This window comes from Parvibaculum sp. (assembly GCF_039973015.1).
Lineage (GTDB): Bacteria > Pseudomonadota > Alphaproteobacteria > Parvibaculales > Parvibaculaceae > Parvibaculum.
On the sequence record NZ_JBDWLT010000008.1, the window covers coordinates 436,035 to 454,610 of the forward strand.

General features: G+C 62.8%; 21 protein-coding genes. 13 read left to right on the forward strand and 8 right to left on the reverse strand.

Annotated features, from left to right (window positions below):
- Window positions 1–18: 18 nt before the first annotated feature.
- Window positions 19–810 carry an enoyl-CoA hydratase gene (locus tag ABJO61_RS08235; protein WP_348329189.1) on the forward strand — a complete coding sequence of 264 codons (792 nt, stop codon included), beginning with the start codon at window positions 19–21 and terminating at the stop codon, window positions 808–810.
- Here the strand turns inward: ABJO61_RS08235 and ABJO61_RS08240 are convergent.
- Window positions 807–1,643 carry a type 1 glutamine amidotransferase domain-containing protein gene (locus ABJO61_RS08240; protein WP_348329186.1) on the reverse strand — a complete coding sequence of 279 codons (837 nt, stop codon included), beginning with the start codon at window positions 1,641–1,643 and terminating at the stop codon, window positions 807–809. The two genes, ABJO61_RS08235 and ABJO61_RS08240, sit on opposite strands and share 4 nt — an antisense overlap.
- Before the next feature lie 92 nt (window positions 1,644–1,735).
- The gene (locus ABJO61_RS08245; protein ID WP_348329183.1) at window positions 1,736–2,677 is read right to left on the reverse strand and encodes a LysR family transcriptional regulator; all 942 of its coding nucleotides are present in this window, start codon (window positions 2,675–2,677) and stop codon (window positions 1,736–1,738) included.
- A gap of 127 nt (window positions 2,678–2,804) precedes the next feature.
- Here ABJO61_RS08245 and ABJO61_RS08250 point away from each other — a divergent pair, with 127 nt between their 5' ends.
- From ABJO61_RS08250 to ABJO61_RS08260, 3 genes are read left to right on the forward strand one after another with little or no spacing between them, the layout of a single operon-like run.
- Window positions 2,805–3,515 (forward strand): SDR family oxidoreductase, encoded by a 711-nt coding sequence (locus ABJO61_RS08250; RefSeq protein WP_348330950.1) that lies wholly within the window; start codon window positions 2,805–2,807, stop codon window positions 3,513–3,515.
- Window positions 3,516–3,519: 4 nt separating this feature from the next.
- Complete coding sequence (locus ABJO61_RS08255) at window positions 3,520–4,287, forward strand: creatininase (RefSeq protein ID WP_348325704.1); 768 nt, start codon at window positions 3,520–3,522, stop codon at window positions 4,285–4,287.
- Window positions 4,288–4,299: 12 nt separating this feature from the next.
- Window positions 4,300–5,559, forward strand: a complete 1,260-nt coding sequence (locus ABJO61_RS08260; RefSeq protein ID WP_348325702.1) for an aromatic ring-hydroxylating dioxygenase subunit alpha — start codon at window positions 4,300–4,302, stop codon at window positions 5,557–5,559.
- A 3-nt stretch (window positions 5,560–5,562) separates the two neighbouring features.
- Here the strand turns inward: ABJO61_RS08260 and ABJO61_RS08265 are convergent, their stop codons facing one another.
- Window positions 5,563–6,168 (reverse strand): DUF6101 family protein, encoded by a 606-nt coding sequence (locus tag ABJO61_RS08265; RefSeq protein ID WP_348325700.1) that lies wholly within the window; start codon window positions 6,166–6,168, stop codon window positions 5,563–5,565.
- A gap of 205 nt (window positions 6,169–6,373) precedes the next feature.
- On the opposite strand from ABJO61_RS08265, the gene ABJO61_RS08270 reads away from it, so the two are divergent.
- Window positions 6,374–7,915, forward strand: coding sequence for a UbiD family decarboxylase (locus ABJO61_RS08270; protein ID WP_348325698.1), 1,542 nt, complete (start codon window positions 6,374–6,376; stop codon window positions 7,913–7,915).
- Between the two features lie 3 nt (window positions 7,916–7,918).
- Here ABJO61_RS08270 and ABJO61_RS08275 read toward each other — a convergent pair whose 3' ends face one another.
- The gene (locus ABJO61_RS08275) at window positions 7,919–9,262 is read right to left on the reverse strand and encodes a GSU2403 family nucleotidyltransferase fold protein (protein WP_348325696.1); all 1,344 of its coding nucleotides are present in this window, start codon (window positions 9,260–9,262) and stop codon (window positions 7,919–7,921) included.
- Between the two features lie 114 nt (window positions 9,263–9,376).
- On the opposite strand from ABJO61_RS08275, the gene arfB reads away from it, so the two are divergent.
- Window positions 9,377–9,802, forward strand: a complete 426-nt coding sequence (arfB, locus tag ABJO61_RS08280) for an alternative ribosome rescue aminoacyl-tRNA hydrolase ArfB (protein ID WP_348325694.1) — start codon at window positions 9,377–9,379, stop codon at window positions 9,800–9,802.
- Here the strand turns inward: arfB and ABJO61_RS08285 are convergent.
- Genes ABJO61_RS08285 through ABJO61_RS08300 form a run of 4 tightly spaced genes read right to left on the reverse strand, consistent with a single transcriptional unit; the run spans window position 9,799 to window position 12,161 of the window.
- Window positions 9,799–10,425, reverse strand: a complete 627-nt coding sequence (locus ABJO61_RS08285; RefSeq protein WP_348325692.1) for a YceI family protein — start codon at window positions 10,423–10,425, stop codon at window positions 9,799–9,801. The genes arfB and ABJO61_RS08285 overlap by 4 nt on opposite strands.
- A 10-nt stretch (window positions 10,426–10,435) precedes the next feature.
- A complete protein-coding gene (locus ABJO61_RS08290) occupies window positions 10,436–10,996 on the reverse strand; it encodes a YceI family protein (RefSeq protein ID WP_348325690.1) in 561 nt (186 codons plus the stop codon).
- The gene (locus ABJO61_RS08295; protein ID WP_348325688.1) at window positions 10,993–11,616 is read right to left on the reverse strand and encodes a cytochrome b; all 624 of its coding nucleotides are present in this window, start codon (window positions 11,614–11,616) and stop codon (window positions 10,993–10,995) included. The genes ABJO61_RS08290 and ABJO61_RS08295 overlap by 4 nt, the downstream gene beginning before the upstream one ends.
- A gap of 26 nt (window positions 11,617–11,642) precedes the next feature.
- A complete protein-coding gene (locus ABJO61_RS08300; protein ID WP_348325686.1) occupies window positions 11,643–12,161 on the reverse strand; it encodes a macro domain-containing protein in 519 nt (172 codons plus the stop codon).
- Window positions 12,162–12,273: 112 nt separating this feature from the next.
- Here ABJO61_RS08300 and ABJO61_RS08305 point away from each other — a divergent pair, with 112 nt between their 5' ends.
- The 7 genes from ABJO61_RS08305 (at window position 12,274) to ABJO61_RS08335 (ending at window position 18,569) form a co-directional block, all read left to right on the forward strand.
- A complete protein-coding gene (locus ABJO61_RS08305; RefSeq protein WP_348325684.1) occupies window positions 12,274–12,678 on the forward strand; it encodes an MAPEG family protein in 405 nt (134 codons plus the stop codon).
- Window positions 12,679–12,706: 28 nt separating this feature from the next.
- Entirely contained in the window at window positions 12,707–14,071 is a 1,365-nt protein-coding gene (locus ABJO61_RS08310; protein ID WP_348325682.1) for a TldD/PmbA family protein, read from the forward strand.
- On the forward strand, window positions 14,058–14,870 hold the full coding sequence (locus ABJO61_RS08315) for a 3'(2'),5'-bisphosphate nucleotidase CysQ (RefSeq protein ID WP_348325680.1): 813 nt from the start codon (window positions 14,058–14,060) through the stop codon (window positions 14,868–14,870). The genes ABJO61_RS08310 and ABJO61_RS08315 overlap by 14 nt, the downstream gene beginning before the upstream one ends.
- Window positions 14,871–14,969: 99 nt before the next feature.
- Window positions 14,970–15,215, forward strand: coding sequence for a DUF4170 domain-containing protein (locus tag ABJO61_RS08320; RefSeq protein WP_348325678.1), 246 nt, complete (start codon window positions 14,970–14,972; stop codon window positions 15,213–15,215).
- The gene (locus ABJO61_RS08325) at window positions 15,205–15,729 is read left to right on the forward strand and encodes a TspO/MBR family protein (RefSeq protein WP_348325676.1); all 525 of its coding nucleotides are present in this window, start codon (window positions 15,205–15,207) and stop codon (window positions 15,727–15,729) included. The genes ABJO61_RS08320 and ABJO61_RS08325 overlap by 11 nt, the downstream gene beginning before the upstream one ends.
- 191 nt (window positions 15,730–15,920) lie before the next feature.
- Complete coding sequence (locus tag ABJO61_RS08330) at window positions 15,921–17,819, forward strand: ABC transporter ATP-binding protein (protein WP_348325674.1); 1,899 nt, start codon at window positions 15,921–15,923, stop codon at window positions 17,817–17,819.
- Between the two features lie 6 nt (window positions 17,820–17,825).
- A complete protein-coding gene (locus ABJO61_RS08335) occupies window positions 17,826–18,569 on the forward strand; it encodes a lysophospholipid acyltransferase family protein (protein ID WP_348325672.1) in 744 nt (247 codons plus the stop codon).
- Window positions 18,570–18,576: the final 7 nt, after the last annotated feature.

Sequence of the window (18,576 nt, forward strand, 5' to 3'; positions counted from 1 at the left end):
TTGCCCGCGGAGGACAAGATGATGACCGACCATGTGCTCGTGACCGTCGAAGACGGTGTCCAGATCGTCACCATGAACCGTCCTGACAAAAAGAACGCCCTGACAGCCGATATGTACAAGGTATTGGCGGATGCGATCGAAACGGCCGATGCAGACCCGAAAATCCGCGTAACGCTCTACACGGGGTCGGGCGGCTCCTTTACGGCAGGCAACGACCTCGGCGATTTCGCCAAGGCCGGCACGACGCCGCTGGACGAGCAGCCAACCGAAAAGCCGCATGTGACGCGCTTCCTCGAAAATCTCGCCAATGCCGAAAAGCCGATTGTCGCCGCTGTGAACGGTCTGGCCGTTGGTGTCGGCGTGACCATGCTGCTTCATTGCGATCTCGTCTATGCGGGCGCAAGCGCGACCTTCCAGATGCCTTTCGTCAATCTCGGCCTGGTGCCGGAAGCGGGCTCGACCTTCCTCCTCCAGCGCCAGATCGGTATTCAAAAGGCAGCCGACCTTTTCCTCACTGGCAAAAAGCTGGGCGCAGAGAAGGCGGAGGCCATCGGGCTTGTGGCCGATGTGTTCCCCGACAACGAGTTGCCGGTAGAGGCACTCGCTCGCGCCAAGGCTCTTGCCGCCAAGGCACCGAACGCCGTGCGCGCCACCAAGGCGCTGCTGAAGGACAATGACCGCCCGCGTGTCGGGGAGGCGCGTGAGGCCGAAGCCCGCGTCTTCGGTGCGCAGCTCCGGTCCGACGAAGTGAAGGAGGCGATCAGCGCCTTCTTTGAAAAGCGCGCGCCCGACTTCTCCAAATTCGACTAGGGCTTGCCGCCGGCAAGCTTGACCATCTCGACGGCAACTTCCTCGCCGGCGTTCTGGTTCTGGCCGGTGACCAGCCGTCCGTCGACGGTAATGTGATTGGCGAAGAAGTCCCGGAAGGCGGTCGCGGATTCGAACTTTGCGCCCGCCGCGCGCAATTCGCGCTCGGGATGCTGCGGCGTGATATCGATGCCGAGTTCGTGAACCTGCTTGTCTGTCACAGCCGTAAGACGGCGGCCTTCGACCAGCGGCGCACCGTTTTCGTCCTTCGCATTGAGCAGACCGAGCGGCCCGTGGCAGACGCCGCCGACGATGCGCCCCGCGCTCCAGGCTTCCGTCACCTTCTCACCCAGTACATCCGAGGTGCCGAGATCGTAGGCCGCGCCCCAGCCGCCCGCGAGAAAGACGATATCGTAGGACGCGAAGTCCACATCGTCGATCCGGGCCGAATTCGCTACCTTTTCCTGCAAAACCGGGTCGGCGAAGAAGCGCTTGTCCGCCGGGGCGGCCAGAAGCCAGGCCATATTTTCGGTCGTCGGATCGACGGGGATTTCGCCGCCTTCGATGCTTGCCAGATCGACGTCCATGCCCGCTTCCAGGAAGGCATAATAGGGAGCCGTCATTTCCGAAGCGAAAACCCCGGTGGGATCGCCGCCTTCGCCGAGCGTCGCGTGGCTCGTGGTGACGATGAGCGCCTTGCCGCCTTCCAGCGTATAGCGGGGCCCGTCATAGGCGGGATGATAGCCGAGCGCCGTCATCAGCGGCGGCAGGCCAAAACGGCCAATGACCAGCAGCGCGACAGCGACAAGAACAAACCCGACCAGAAACTTCTTCATTTTGCCGCCATCCCGTTGCGTTGCATCGAAGCCGGAGTGTTGCCAGCCGGATATAATGGCGTCAATTACTTTATCTCCCGGATGTTCCCGGCTCAGATCGGCCCGCCCAAGGCCGCGAGCCGCCGTCTGATTTCGGCGAGGAAAAGCTGCGTCGGCAATGTCTGCTCGGCTTCCGGTTTGGTGATCAGGTAGAGCAGGTAATTCGGCAACATTGCCTGTGGCAGGATCGGCCAGAGCGTATCGCTCGCGGCCGTATCTTTTGCGACAGGCGTCGGCAGGAAGCCGATGCCGACGCCCAGCCCGATCATGCGTTTTGCTTCTTCCAGATTCTCCGCCTCGCCCGCAGGGTCATCGCCCAGGCTGTAGCGCAGACGGAAATGGCGGACATCGTCCGGCTCGTCCGAGCCCGTTACAACAAAGCGTTCCTTCGCCAGTATTTCCGGGTTCGCGATGCAGGAGCCGAAAAGCGGATGCGAACGCCCGCAATAGAGCTGCTGGTATTCACGCATCAGCGGTTCGTAGAGAAGATCGGCTCGGGGAGCGCTGTCGAAGGCGATGCAGACTTCGGCCATATCCTTCAGCAATGCCTCAACGACGATACGCCGTGGCGCTATATCGATCCTCAGCCTGATGCGGGGATGGCGGCGGCGCATCGCATCGAGTGTTTCGTCGAGTTCCGGCGAAACGACGCCCGATACCGAACGGATCGTCAGCAGCCCCTCCACCTCGCCTTCGACCTCTGCCATGGCCCGGGGCAGCGCCTGCATCTGATGGAACAGATGTTCGGCAAAGCCTGCCACGATGCGGCCCTGCGGTGTCAGTTCCACACCGCGCGCGCTGCGGATGCAGAGGTCCGCATCCAGATGCCCTTCCAGCCGCTTCAGCGCGAGGCTGACGGCAGGCTGCTGCAGATTGAGACGGCGCGCGGCGGCACCGATCCCGCCCGCTCGCGAGATTTCGAGGAATATCTTGAAGAGATTGAGGTCGATCCTGTGGAACAGCGCCGGATCGGACCGAAAAGGCTTCCTGCTCAATATGAACTCTCCTCCGCGTAGTCTGCCTCGGCCCATAAACAGGATCAATGACCAGCATTGACCGTTTCCGTCTTCGCCGTTCCTGCCCTGCCCGGCACTCTGGGTTCGACTTTGACGAGGGATGTGAATGGCAGGGAATTTCGACGGGCAGCGGGCAGTGGTAACGGGCGCCGCAAGCGGCATCGGTCACGCCATTGCCGAAGCCTTCGCGGGCGAAGGCGCATCCGTCATGGGCCTCGATCTCCAGGCTTCGGACGTCCACGCCTTTCCGGTTATCGCGGCGGATGTCGCGAGCGAGAAAGCCGTGCGCGAAGGCATTGCCGAGGCGGCCGAAAAACTTGGGGGCATCGACATTCTCGTCAATTGCGCGGGAATTGAAATTGCCTCGCCGCTGGCAACACTCGAAATTTCCGACCTCGACCGGATGCTGGCCGTCAATCTGCGCGGGCCCGTCCTCGTCATGCAGGCAGCGCTGCCGCATCTCGCGCCGCAGGCCCGCATCGTCAATATCGCCTCCGAACTCGCCTATCTGGGGCGCGCGGGCTCATCCGTCTATGCGGCGACGAAGGGCGCAATCCTTTCGCTCACGCGTTCATGGGCGCGCGAATTCGCGCCGGACATTCGCGTCAACGCCGTTGCACCGGGCCCGGTCGACACGTCGCTGCTCGATTTCGAAAACATGACACCGGCGCTCAAGGCGCTCGAAACCTCGAACCCGCTCGGGCGCATCGGCCAGCCAGGAGAAATCGCAGGCGCAGTGCTTTTTCTCGCCAGCCCGGACGCGGGGTTCATTACCGGCCAATGCATCGGCGTCGATGGCGGCGCCGCAATGAGGTGAGCGAATGAGCGTATTGATGCAGGAAATGAGCTGGCCCGCCTTCGAGGAGAAGACGAAGGCGCACGCGCCTTTCTTTCTGCCCGTCGGCGCGACCGAGCAGCACGGGCCGCATCTCCCGCTCGGCACCGATGCTTTCCTGCCGACCCATGTCGCGAAGGAAGTCGCGGCCCGCGTCGGTGGCGTCGTCGCGCCCGCCATTCCCTATGGCTACAAGTCGCAGCCGCGTTCGGGCGGCGGCCAGCACTTTCCCGGCACGACAAGTCTTGCCGCAAACACCCTCACCCTTGTCGTGCGCGATGTGATTCACGATCTCGGTCTTCACGGCGCGCGGCGCTTCGTTGTTGTGAACGGTCATGTCGAAAATGCCTGGCCCATCATCGAAGGGATCGACCTGGCGCTACGCGAGCTTCGCCGCGACGGTATCGAGGATGCCGTGGCACTTCGTCTCGAGTATTGGGATTTCGTGCAGGCGGAAACACTCGATCGCCTTTTCCCTGAAGGCTATCCGGGCATCGACCTCGAACATGCGAGCCTTCTGGAAACCTCGATGATGCTGCTCGTCCGGCCCGATCTCGTCGACATGTCGAAAATCCCGAATGACGGGCCGGCGGTATTTCCGAAGTTCGACCGCTATCCGGTGACACCGGGTCTCGTCCCGGCGTCCGGCGTCCTTGCCTGCGCGCAAGGCTCCTCCGCCGAAAAGGGAGAGTGGCTTTTGTCCGATCACGTCAATCTCATCACCGATGCCATTCGCGCCGAATTTTCACTCTGAAAGAGGTGAGCCATGACCGCACCGGAAATTTCCCCGCCGCTCGATGCGATCCTTCAGGAAATCAAGGCGACAGCCGCGCTGCCGCTCGCGCAGGCGAAGACGCTGCCGCGCGAGGCCTATGCCGACGAGGACTACTTCACCTTCGAGCGCGACAACATCTTCAAGAAGGACTGGATGTGCCTCGCGCATGTCTCTCAACTGAAAACACCGGGCAGCTATATCGCGCTCGATCTTTTCGACGAGCCGCTTCTCGTTATCCGCGACCGCCAAGGCATCGTCCGTGTACTCTCGCGCGTCTGCGCACATCGCGCAATCGACATCATGCCGGACGACGACGCCTTCCCGCGCGAGGGCGAAGCGCGGCTTCTGGTCTGCCCCTATCACAAATGGGTCTATGAGCTCGACGGCACGCTTCGCGGCTGCACGCAGATGCATAATGCCGAAGGCTTCGACAAGGCGGACTGGAAACTCTCCGAATTCCGCAGCGAGGTCTGGAACGGATTCGTCTTCGTGAATTTCGATGGCAATGCCATGCCGCTCGCCGAACAATATGCGGATTTCGACCGCGACATCGCGCCGTGGAATGTCGCCGACATGGAAATCGCGATCGAGCTCGAATGGGAGTGCGATTTCAACTGGAAGGTGATGGTCGAGAACTGGATGGAGTCCTATCACCATATCGGCACTCATGCGGCGACGCTGAACGTCAACATGCCGGGTGAGCTTACATGGAGCGAACCGGAGCACCCCTATTTCCTCCACGCCCATCTTCCCTATACGGATAAACTGCGTGGCGAGCTGCGCGCCTCTCAGGCGGGCGGACCGGCGGTGCCGGGCTTCAAATGGATCGAGGGCCTGAGCGAAACCCAGGCCTTTGAATGGGGACTCTTCACGGGCTTTCCCTGTTTCATGTTCCTGACCACGCATGACCGCGCCCTCTGGTACAGGCTGCTGCCCGTCGCGGCAGATCGCTGCCTGCTGCTGACGACGACGCTCGTCTCGAAGGAGGCGAAGGACGCGCCTGATTACCAGGAGGCCCTTGCCAGCGAGACGGAGATGCTCAACACCTTCCACTCGGAAGACATGGTGATGAATGCCGCCGTCCAGCGCGGGCTCAGGTCGAGCAAGGTGGTGCGGGGAAGGCTCAGCCATCTGGAGGAGCCGGTCTGGCTCATCCAGCGCTATCTCGCGGCCCGAGCCGATGGCCGCTACCCGGAAAAGGCAAACCGCGCGCCCTATCACGGGCCTCGGGCCATGCAGGCGGCGGAGTAAGCCTCAATAAGCCAGCGGACGTCCGCCGACGACAAGGCGCCCCGCCCAGAGGCGCGGCTGACCGGACTGGCCGAAGGTAAGCGGGCGGCGGGCCGAAAGCGGGTTCGCGCCCGCATGAGGCTGCGGATTGGAGACCTGCAGCGCGCCAAGGCGGCGCTCCGCCGGGTGGAGCATTCCCTCCCGGTCCTCGATCAGCAGCGGCAAATTCAGGGCCCGGCCCCAGGCGCGCCAGCGCGACGAGGCGTCCACCCCGTCCTCGCCCGCATATACCACGAGGTTTCGGGCCGCATTGCCAGCGTGGCACAATTCAACGATTGCCACGAATTTCGAGGCCTGACGGTCGCAGGGGAGCACCCGCAGCGCCACCCCGTCAAAGGCGGACATGGGTTCCGACCATTCGAAGCGGCCCAGAATGGGCGAGCTGTCATAGGCGGTCACGGCGTCCTTGTAGACGCTGGCGAAGCGGATAAAGCCGAAAGCGCGCTCGACAAGCCCCGTTGCTTTCACGGCAACGTGCTGTGGCAGGTGAAACGGATCGGCATCGAGCTCACCGCCCCGCCAGACCCTCTTCTGCCGCTTGCGCTGCTTCACACATTCACCGGACGTCAATGCCGTCGCTCCTTCAAAACCTGCTGGAGCGGATTTTAGGCCCCGAGTGGTTGGCGGCCTGTTAACGGGCGCGGCCAAATCGGCACAAAATTGGAGCGACCCCGCCCCTTTCCCGCCCACTCTCCGTCTTTGGCTTTCGCGCGGCTTTGCGGCATTCTCTCGCCCGACAAACAAGGCCAAGCCCAGAGAAAGCCAGCCCCCGCCCATGTCCTATGCCTCCCTCCGCGAATTTCTCGACCAGCTCGATGCGACCGGCGACATCGCCCGGGTGAAGGAGCCCGTTTCCACCGTTCTGGAGATGACCGAGATTCAGACCCGTCTTCTGGCCGAGCAGGGCCCTGCCGTCCTGTTCGAGAAGGCGGAAATGGCGAATGGCCAGGCCTCGCCCATGCCCGTTCTCGTCAATCTCTTCGGCACGGTGGAGCGCGTCGCGCGCGGCGTCACGGCGAATTTCGCGGGCGGCGCCCCGGTTGAGAGGACAAAAGCAACGGATCTGCGCGAAGTGGGCGAGGCGCTTGCCTTCCTGCGCCAGCCCGAGCCGCCCGGCGGCTTCCGCGAGGCGGTTTCCATGCTGCCGCTGCTCCGCACCGTCATGGCGATGAAGCCGAAGACCCTGTCCTCCGCGCCCTGCCAGGAAGTTGTGCTGAAGGGCAGCGACATCGACCTCACCCAACTCCCCATCCAGACCTGCTGGCCGGGCGAGCCCGCGCCGCTCATCACCTGGCCGCTCGTCGTCACCAAGGGCCCGAAGGGCGTCAAGGAAGACGATTTCAATCTCGGCATCTACCGCATGCAGGTGCTGGGCAAGAACAAGACGATCATGCGCTGGCTCGCGCATCGCGGCGGCGCGCAGCATCATGCGCGCTGGAAGAACGAAAAGCGCGAGCCGCTTCCCGCCGCCTGCGTCATCGGCGCGGACCCGGGCACGATCCTCGCCGCCGTCACGCCGGTCCCCGACACGCTCTCGGAATATCAATTCGCCGGGCTGTTACGCGGCCAGAAGGTCGAGCTCGTCGATTGCAAGACGGTGCCGCTGAAAGTGCCCGCCACAGCAGAGATCGTCATCGAGGGCCATGTCTCGCTCGACGAATATGAAGACGAGGGGCCCTACGGCGACCACACCGGCTATTACAATTCGGTCGAGAAGTTCCCGGTCTTCACCGTCTCGGCGATCACCATGCGGCGCGACCCGATCTATCTCTCGACCTTCACCGGCCGCCCGCCGGACGAACCTTCGGTGCTCGGTGAGGCGCTGAACGAGGTTTTCATTCCCCTCCTCCAGCAGCAATTCCCGGAGATCGTGGATTTCTGGCTGCCGCCCGAGGGTTGCTCCTACCGGATTGCCGTCATCTCGATGAAGAAGGCCTATCCCGGCCATGCCAAGCGCGTGATGATGGGCGCATGGTCTTACTTGCGCCAGTTCATGTATACGAAATGGGTCATCGTCGTGGACGACGACATCGATGCGCGCGACTGGAAGGACGTGATGTGGGCGATCTCGACGCGCATGGACCCCGTGCGCGACGTGACGCTGATCGAGAACACGCCCATTGATTATCTCGACTTCGCCTCACCGGAGTCCGGTCTCGGCGGCAAGATCGGCCTCGACGCCACCAACAAATGGCCGCCCGAGACAAAGCGCGAATGGGGCCGTCAGATCCGCATGGATGAAGAGGTGATCGAAGCGGTCACGAAGAAATGGTCGAAGCTCGGCCTCCCTGGCACGGGCAAACCGATCTGGAAGTAACGCTTATATTTTCAGCCGTTTGCGGAGCAACGGTATGTCGTCGGATTTCAGCAATGTTTCCTCCGCGTTCCCGACTGGTGCGTGCAGAAACTTTTCCCGCACCAGCTTCTCTATCAGATTCCGATTGTTGCGGAATGCTTCAAGAGCCAACTTTTCGCCTCCACCGAAATCGCCGAAATAATCTTCAAGAGCTTCACGGCTTATGGCGCAGCGATGCCTGTTACCCGCGGAAGTGCCGGTGAAGAGTACGACGTCCCTGTCGACGTCGTACCGTGCCTGCGGAGAGGCGAATTCCAGGTCGATACCGGGAACAGTTGATCGCGTCTCACCCGTCGCCTTAAGCAGACCATCTCTGGTTGCCGCCTCCAGTACGCCGAGCCCCTTCAAGAGGAGGGCTTTCCACTTTTTCCCGCGTCCGGCGGCATCATGCCAGGCAGCCGAGAGATCATGGACGCGGTCCTCAAGAAGAATCTGAAGTAAACTTTCGGCCTGCACAATGTCCTTGCCCTTCTTCTCGTTCAGCCTGTCGGGCCTTTGCGCAACGATCAGCTTGTGCAGGGCGTACCGCTCGGGTGTGGGCACAGAGACATAGACACCCGCACCATGCAGCACGACCGCACGCGTCGGTTCATGGACGAGATAATCGAGGAAGCGCAGCGGGTGAGCATCCGTCGCGAGTGCCGGCAAGGGTTCCGGTTCACCGCTATCGGCACCCCGGTTAGGCGTCAGGAAGTCTACGCGTAGTCCGCCTGCCGCCAGATAGGATGTCGCCCGTGTTGGATCTTTCAGGTGCGGAACGGGCCTGAAACTTTCATCGACTGCTTTCAGTATCGCCAGGGGCGGAGGGGTTTTGTCTTTCGCGGCAACGGAGATGGTACGATGTTGAGCGATGTCCAGATCGCCAGTTTGCAGAGAGGCGGCGGGGAGGCGAACACCCAGCATCGCCGCATATGTCTGATAGGCAATCGTGCCAACCAGCACGGCGCGCAAGCGGAACACTCCTGCCTGCGCCAGAGCCTGCAGCACCTGTCCCATTTTCGCCTGCGGGCGAGGCAGATAGGCTGAACGGACAAGCATGGACACCAGCGCCTGCCTGTCGCGAGCGTCGTCCAGCGCGCTTCTGTGACGGTCAATTTGCTCGAGGAGCTCTTCCGTTTCAGGACCTACATATTTTTGTCTTCGACCTTCGGGGGTCGTCTCCTGAAAATACCAGTATTTGCGGCCACGCACCGTCTTCGCGACGAAGTTACCGTCGCCCGTAAAAGCACTTTCGAAAGCCGCCACGCCGCAGCGATCGACCAGATCGGCATAGGCTGTATGCATGGCGAGAGGTATTCTGGTCGACATGGCGTTATACTCTTTTCGCAGTTTGAGTATAACATCATCAACTCACCCTCCTGTCAACCCGCATTATACTCATCCTGCAAGTTGAGTATAACATCCAGAAACCCCGGTACTCCCATGATCCCCGTCACCGACAGGCTCTCTATCGAGGACGATGAAATCTCGATCAGCTTCATCCGGGCTGGCGGGCCGGGTGGACAGAACGTCAACAAGGTGTCGAGCGCCGCGCAACTCCGCTTCGACGTGCGCACTTCGCCGTCGCTTCCCGAGCGCGTGCGCGAAAGGCTGGAGCGGATCGCGGGCACGAAGCTCACCAAGGACGGCATCATCGTCATCACGGCGAACCGCTTCCGTACGCAGGAAGCGAACCGGCGCGACGCCATCGACCGGCTCGTCGAGATGATCGCCGCCGCCGCGCACCAGCCGAAATTCCGTGTGCCGACCAAGCCCAGCCGCGCGGCCAAGAAAAAGCGCGTCGAGGAAAAGGTGAAGCGCGGCTCGGTGAAGAAACTCAGGAGCCGCCGCCCCTCATCTGAGGATTAACTCTCAGGCTTCGTAAATTCCGCTTCGATATGGAAGCGCACTTCATTGCCGACGGCAGGCCACCAGTTGGCGAGGCCCCATTCGGAGCGGTCAAGTGTTCCCTCCGCCGAAAAGCCGAGCTTGTCCGCGCCGGTCAGCGGATCGGGCGCCGCACCGTTGAAGGTCACGGTGAATGTCGCGGGATGCGTCTGCCCTGCCATGGTGAGGTCGCCCGCAACCTCCCCCGTACCCTGGCTCGTGCGGACGATGCTCGTGCTCACGAAACGAATATCTGGATAACGCGCGGCATTGAAAAAATCGCTGCCTGCCAGCATCCGGTCGAGTTCGGCGACATTCGTGTCGACACTCGCCGCCTTGATCGTCACATCGAGTTTACTCTTCTCCGGCGCACCCGGCACCGCTTCGAGCGTTGCGGCCACCTCATTGAAGCGCGCCACGAAGCGCGAAAAGCCGAGATGGTCGACGCTGAAGGTCACGCTCGTGTGCTGCGGGTCCGCACGATAAGTGCCGCCCGGCGCATCGACCGGATCGCCGCTCACACGATGCGTCGCGACGTTGAAGGCCGTGCAGGCGCTGAGCGACGCAGCAACAACAAGTACACCCGCAAAACGCATCACCCTCATGTCGATCGCCTCAGGATTTCGTCGCGGCGAGATCGATACGCACCGTCACCTCCGGCCCCGCCACATCCGGCGACGCGAGCTGTCCGCCGCCCACGCCGAAATCGAGCCGGTTCAATGTGGTCTCGCCTGTCACATGCGCCTTGTCGCCATCGATATCGAGTGCGAAAGGCAGCATCACGGGCTTCGTTTCCCCGCGCAGCGTCAGCGTTCCTTCCGCAAGATACTGGCCGTCATCCTTCTTGCTGAAGCTCGTCGCCTCGAACACCGCCTTCGGATAGTCCTCGACATTGAACCAGCCCTCCTGCGGCAGATATTCATCCTTCTGCATCTCCCCCGTGAGGCAGGACACCATATCGATAGTGACGGCGACGGAGGACTCATCGAGCGCTTCCGGGTCGAAGGCAATGTCGGCAACGAAGGTCGAGCAGCTTCCGGTGAAGCTCTTGCCGCTTCCGTCTGTCCCTTCCCAGGTAATCGTGCCGGGCGTCGCGTCGGCCGCCCAGTTCGTGACGGCCAAAGCGGGAGCAGCACCCGCCAGAAACGCGAGACAGATGGTGGTGAAGCGGATCAATTTCCGTTTCCTTTCCTGAAAAGTGCGCGCGACGGCAACATGCGCGTCAGCACGTCGTCGCGCTTCGCAAAGTGATGCCAGAAGGCCGCTCCAATATGAAGGGCGATGAGCGTTGCGGCGAAGACGGCAATCGTCCAATGCGTCCATGACGCCGCCGTTTCGATTGCCGCTTTCTGCGGATGGCCGGCGACGAAGCCGATATGCGGCAGCGGCACGATCCCGTAAAGCACGGTCGGAATGCCGAGCGGCGAGGCGGAAACGATCACCCAGCCCGTCAGCGGCATCGCGATTAGTGCGGCGTAAAGGCCCCAATGCGTGAGCTTTGCAAGCGCGCGCTCGTAGGGCTTCAGCGATGCAGGAAGCGGCGGCGGATTGTTGCCCGCGCGCCAGGCGATGCGCGCAACCACGAGCAGAAAGACCGTCGCGCCAAGAGATTTGTGGAACTGGAAGAGCGGAAAGGTCCAGGGATCGGTGAGCGGCAGCCGCGTCATCGTCACGCCGATGGCGAGCATGGCGAGAAACAGCACCGCAATCAGCCAGTGCAGCAAAACGGCGGCAAGGCCAAAACGTCTTTCCGAGTTACGCCATTGCACACCCGCTCTCCCTTTGAGCAAGAGCATGCCCCGCGCCCCCCATCCTCACAACATCAACTTGCCGTGAGCGCCGCCTTGAGAGGTTCAGCCTGTTCTTCATCGAAGGCGACAAGTACGATCCTCTGCGGAAATTCATGTGTCTTCATATGATCGCGGCAGGCCGCCACGGCGATCCTGGCCGCCTTTTCCGGCGGATAGCCGAATATCCCGGTCGAGATTGCCGGAAAGGCGATGGACGGCATCCCGTAGTCCGAAGCGATCTTCAGCGCATTCCGGTAGCAATTTGCCAGCAATTCGGCCTCGCCCTCCCCGCCGCCATGCCAGACCGGCCCGACCGCATGCACGATCCATTCGGCGGGCAGATTGTAGCCGCCCGTGATGCGGGCCTCGCCGGCCGGACAGCCGTCATAAGCCTGACACTCGTCGATGAGGCCCGCTCCGGCCGCGCGAAATATCGCACCACAGACGCCACCGCCCGGCGCAAGGCGCTCATTCGCGGCACTGACGATGGCCGTGACCTTCAATCTGGTGATATCGCCGGTCTCGACCGCGATCACAGGTTCGGATGCCATGTGTGATATCCCGTGCTAGCTTTCCCCGGCACAAATCGAATCATGCTCGTGGGTGCGAGACAAGCACGGCCTCACATCGGCCTGAAACCGCGGCATAGCACCGGAGGAACCCATGGGCTTTTATTCCGCTTCGCCTACCATTGTCGGCGTCTATGTCGGCCTTAACCTTCTCATCAATCTCTTTCTCGCCTATCGCGTTTCGGCAAACCGCGTTCGCTCCAACGTGATGACCGGTACCGGCAGCGACGACGCGCTCTACAATGCCAGCCGCGCCCACATCGTGAATGTGGAATATACGCCCATCGCTCTGATCGGCCTCGTGGTGCTGCATCTTCTCGCGGCCTCGATCTATGTTCTCCATGTCGTCGGCCTCGCTCTGACCATCGGTCGCGTCCTGCATGCGATCGGCGTCTCGCGCACCGGCGAATCGACTCCGCCGCGCCTCGTCGGCACATTGCTCACCTGGATCGCCATGCTGGTCGCCGGTATCGGCTGCCTGTGGTATGCGCTCGTCTGACCACATCAACCACTGCCGGAAACAATCCATGAGCATGCCCGCCACTGCCGCCTCCACCGAATCCGCGCTCGATACTGCGGCCATGCTGGTCGAGCGCGCGCGCAAGGCGGGGGCCGACGCGGCGGAAGCGCTTGTCATCGAGGGCACCTCGCTCGGCGTCTCGTGGCGGCTCGGCAAGCTTGAGGATGTCGAGCGTTCGGAGGGCCGCGATGTCGGCCTGCGCGTCTTCATCGGCAACAAGCAGGCAAGCGTCTCTTCCACCGATCTTTCGGAAGCCGCGCTCCAGCCCATGATCGAGCGCGCGGTCGCGATGGCGCGTGTCGCACCGGACGGTCCGTGGTGCGGCCTGGCCGACCCCGCGCGTCTTGCGCGCGACTGGCCGGATCTCGAAATCGAGGACAAGGCTCCAGCACCCGGCGCCGAACAGCTCGCCGCGCGCGCTGCACAAGCCGAAGAAGCAGCACTTGCCGTCGAAGGCGTCACCAATTCGAGCGGCGCAGGCGCAAGCTATGGCCGCTCCGGTGTCGCCCTCGTCACCAGCAACGGCTTTGCGGGTTCCTATGCGGGCACCTCTTCTTCCTTCTCCTGCTCCGTGCTTGCGGGCGAAGGCACGGCGATGGAGCGCGACTACGAATTTTCCTCGAAGCGTTATGCCGATGCGCTCGAAAGCCCCGCCGAGGTTGGCCGCCGCGCCGGCGAGAAAGCCGTGCGGCGTCTCAATCCCCGCAAGGTGAAGTCGCAAGCCGTACCCATCGTCTACGATCCGCGCGTCTCGGGCGGCCTTGCCGGCCATTTCGCCAGCGCAATTTCAGGCGCCGCCATCGCGCGCGGTACGAGCTTCCTGAAAAAGGAAATGGGCAAGCAGGTCTTCGCCAAGGGCATTTCCATCGTGGACGATCCGCATATGAAGCGCGGCCTCCGCTCCAAGCCCTTCGATGGGGAAGGCGTGAAGAATGGCCGCTGGACCCTCATCGAGGACGGCATCCTCACCACATGGCTGCTCGATACGGCAACCGCGCGCCAGCTCGGACTCGAAACGACAGGTCACGCCGCGCGCGGCACGGGCGGCCCGCCGTCGCCCTCGACAACCAATCTCTACATGGAAGCCGGCTGCGTTTCCGTGAAGGAGCTCATCGCCGACATCAAGCAAGGCCTTTACGTCACCGAGATGATCGGCATGGGCATCAATGGTGTCACCGGCGATTACAGCCGCGGCGCCTCCGGCTTCTGGATCGAGAATGGCGAGTTCGTTTATCCTGTGAGCGAAATCACCGTCGCGGGCAATCTGCGCGACATGTTCCTCAACATGACGCCGGCCGACGACCTCGAATTCCACTATGGCACCAATGCGCCGACCATCCGTGTCGAGGGCATGACCGTTGCCGGAAGCTGAGGCGAGGGCCGCCGACTTTGCGCTCCTGAAAGAGGCTGTGCGCGAGGCGGGTGCCATCGCCATGCGCTTCTTCGGTACCGATCACAAGCAGTGGTCGAAGGCCCATGACAACACACCCGTCACCGAAGCCGACATCGAAGTGAACGAACTGCTTCACGCGCGGCTGGCGGGGGCGCGGCCGGATTACGGCTGGCTCTCGGAGGAGACTGAGGACGACTCATCGCGCCTGACCAGCCAGCGCGTCTGGGTGGTCGATCCCATCGACGGCACGCGCGCTTTCGCCAAGGGGCGCCCGCATTTCGTGATTTCGGTCGCGCTGGTCGAGGAAGGGCGTCCCGTTCTCGGCGTTCTTTTCAATCCCGCGACGGATGAATTCTTCGAGGCGGAAGCAGGCCGGGGCGCGAGGCTCAATGGCCGCCCCATCCATGTCAGCGATTGTTCCCGCATCGAAGGCTGCCGGATGATTGCCTTCGCGCCGATGTTCAAACATCCGGCCTGGCCGGAGGCATGGCCGGAAATGGATATATCGGACCGCAATTCCGTTGCCTATCGCGTCGCTCTCGTCGCCTGCGGCGCGGCGGATGCCACGCTCGCGCTCAACGGCAAGAGCGACTGGGATCTCGCCGCCGCCGATCTCATCCTGCATGAGGCAGGAGGCCGCATGACCACGCATGACGGTACGCCCTATTTCTACAACCGCGCCTCCACCCGCCATCCGAGCCTGCTTGCGGCGGGCCCCGCGCTTTACGATGCGCTCTTCGAGAAGGTGGGCAAACTCCAGCTTCCGCCCCGCCGCTAGTCGCCGCCGCCGGGCGCCACCAGTCGCTCCCGGCGTCGCGCCGTGCTAGGATTGCTGCAGCGCAGCGCACATCTCTGTCTGGCCTGTCTGGAGGATTTCATGTCGAAGCAGCTTCTTCATCTCGTTGTCGGGGGCGAGCTCACGCATCTCGAAAGCCATGATTTCAAGGACGTGTCGAAGCTCGACATCGTCGGCATCTTCCCTAACTATGAGGAGGCTCACAAAGCATGGAAGGCGGCTGCCCAGCGCACCGTCGACAATGCCCATATGCGCTATTTCATCGTCCATCTGCACCGGCTCATGGACCCTGAACAAGAAGAACAAGAAGGTCAGCATGAGCACTGAAGATAACAGCGTCCGCGATCCGGCCGCCCCCCCGAGCGCCCTCACATCCCTTCTCTACCTCTTTGCCTTTCTCGCGGCCGTCTTTCTCGCGGCCGCCGCGGGCGGCGCCGTGACCGCGACAAGCGTCGGTGACTGGTACCAGCTTCTCGACAAGCCGCCGCTCACGCCGGAACCCTGGGTCTTTCCGGTCGTCTGGAATTTTCTCTATTTCCTGATGGCCATTGCCGCCTGGCTCGTCTGGCGGACCTCGGGGAGCTTCGACCGCTCCGGGCTGCCGCTCGCGATCTTCGGCTGCCAGCTTTCGCTCAATCTCACCTGGAGCATTCTCTTTTTCGGCCTCAAGAGCCCCACTCTTGCCTCCGTCGAAGTCATCTTCCTCGACATCGCCATTGCCGGCACGATTGCGTCATTTGCGCGCTACAGCCGTCTTTCGGCTGTTCTCCTGCTGCCCTATCTGGCATGGGCTCTCTTCGCCACCTATCTCACCATAGGCATTGCCGTCCTGAACCAGTGACGGCCCCAAAATGCCAATTGGATGAAGCGTTTACCATTTCAGGGCTTTATGGCGGCTGAGCGCGGCCCGTGATATTGTCCGCCCCTTGATTTGGGCCGCTTGATTTGGGACCGCTTGACTTGGGGCCCGCATGACCGGGGCCCCGCATGACCGGGCGGCGCGGCGGACGCGCCCCACAGAGACAGGCCAGAATGCCGAGCCAGACCACCGACGCCAAACCCCGCGATCAGAAAGCGGGTTCGACGCCCCGATCCGATTCCGCGCTGCCGCTGCCTGCGGCGGATCTCGGCATGCGGGACGTCATTTCCCGCATGGCACGGGAGTACCTGAAGCCGCATTGGCGCACCGCCGCCATCGCGCTCCTCGCGAGCGTCGTGGTCGCGGCCTCCACCGGCGCCGTTCCCGTCCTCATCAAATATGCACTCGACAATATCGTCGGCACCGATGCGTGGATGCTGCTCCTCGTCTCGGCAGGCGCCATCGCGGCCACATCGCTTCAGGCCATCGCGACCTATATCTCGCGCGTCAAGATGGCGACCATCGGCCAGTACATCGTTGCCGAAATCCAGAAGCGCATGTTCGGACGGATCATGCATGCCGACCTCGCCTGGGTTTCAAAGACGCATTCGGGGCGCTTTCTTTCCGGCTTCCTCTACGATGCGAACCGTGTTCGCGATACCGTCACCACCTCGGTGATCGATTTCGGGCAGAACCTTCTCACGGTCGTCGCGCTGGTCGGCGCGATGTTCTGGCTCAACTGGCAGCTCGCGCTGATGGGCGCCGCCGTCATCCCGATTGTCGGCATCGTCGTCGGCAAGCTCGGGCGGCGTACGCGCAAGGCCGCGAAGCGCAACATGGAAGGCTCCGGCGATCTCACCGCCGTCATCTCCGAGGCGCTCAAGGGCATTCGCGTGGTGAAGGCCTATGATCAGGAATCGACCGAGATCGGCCGCACCTCCAACACGATCGACACCGTGCGCCATCATGCGCTGAAGGCGATCCGGGCACGCAGCATGGCAAGCCCCATCACCGGCCTCCTTTCAGGCATCGGCGTCGCCGCCGTTATCTATTTCGGCGGGCGCAGCGTGCAAACGGGCTTTCTCTCCATCGGCGATCTCGGCGGCTTCCTCTCCGCCATGCTGCTCGCCTATGAGCCCTTGAAGAAGCTCGCCAATACGCAGACCCTGATGCAGGAAGGGGTCGCGGCGGCCGCGCGCATCTTCCCCATTCTCGACATTCAGCCGACGATCACGGTTCCCGGCGATGCAAAGCCGCTCGACGCTGTGGAGGGCACCGTCACCTTCGAAAATGTCCACTTCCACTATGGCGACGGCACACCCGCACTCAATGGCGTCGATATCGAAATCCCGAAGGGCCATACGGTCGCGCTTGTCGGCCCCTCCGGCGCGGGCAAGAGCACGATCCTCAATCTCGTGCCGCGTTTCTACGACCCGACGGAAGGCCGCGTCCTGATCGACGGCAAGGATGTGCGCGAGGTCACGCTGAGTTCTCTGCGCGCAGCAAGCTCGCTCGTCACGCAGGAGCCTTTCCTTTTCGACGACACGATCCGCGCCAATATCGCTTATGGAACGCCCGGCGCCACGGATGCGCAAGTCGAGGAGGCCGCGCGAAACGCCGCCGCGCACGAATTCATCGCGGCTCTCCCCAAGGGCTACGACACCACGGTCGGCGAAGCAGGCTTCAAGCTTTCGGGCGGCCAGCGTCAGCGCATCGCCATTGCCCGCGCCATGCTGAAAAACGCCGCGATCCTGCTGCTCGACGAGGCGACCTCCTCGCTCGATACCGCTTCCGAAATTCAGGTGCAGAACGCCCTCTCGCGCCTCATGCAGGGCCGCACGACGCTTGTCATCGCTCATCGTCTCTCGACCATCAAACACGCGAACACGATCTGCGTGATCGACGAAGGCCGGGTGGTCGAGCGCGGCAATCATGCCGAGCTTGTCGCGCGGGGCGGTCTCTACGCAGAACTGTCGCGTTCCCAGTTTATCGAAGAGCCGCAAGCCGCTTCGGACAGCGCGCGCGCCGGCTTGGCGCAAAGCCCGTCCACGGCCGCAGTCGCGGGAGAGTAAGCATTCATGGCTGGCGACACGAAAAGCAAAACCGAGACCTCGACAACACTCATTGCCTGGCTGATTGCATTCTTCATTCGGCTCGTGCGCCGCACGGGCCGCTTCGAAGTGCGCCGGGGCGATATTGCCGCGCGCTTCTGGGCGGAGGACAAACCCTTCGTCGCCGCCACCTGGCACGGACAGAACATGATCCTGCCGACCTTCTGGCACAACTGGCGCGAGATGCGCATTCTCGTCTCGAAGCATGGCGATGGTGAAATCGTCGCCAGTGTCATGCGCTTCCTGGGCGTCGGCACCATTCGCGGCGCGGGCGTGCCCAAGGGCGAAGAGCGCGTTCACAAGCAGAAGGGCAAGGGCGGCGCGGGTGCTCTGCGCGCCATGGTTCGTGCGCTCGGCGAGAATATTTCCATCGGCCTCACCGCCGACCTGCCGCCCGGCCCCGCGCGCCGCGCGGGCGAGGGCATTGTCATGTTGGCGCGGCTTTCGGGCCGTCCCATCGTTCCCGTCGCCGCCACCACGGCCGCGCGCATCCAGCTCAACAACTGGGACAAGTTCACGATCAACCTTCCCTTCTCCCGGGGTGCGCTCGTCTGGGGCGAGCCGATCTATGTTCCGCGCGATGCGACGCCGGAAGAGCTCGAAGCCGCGCGGCAGCGCGTCGAAGACGGGCTCAATGCCGTTGCGCTCGAAGCCGAGGAGATTTGCGGCCGCGTACCGCGCAAGCAGGACAAGGGAGCGGTCGCGCATTGAGCGGCCT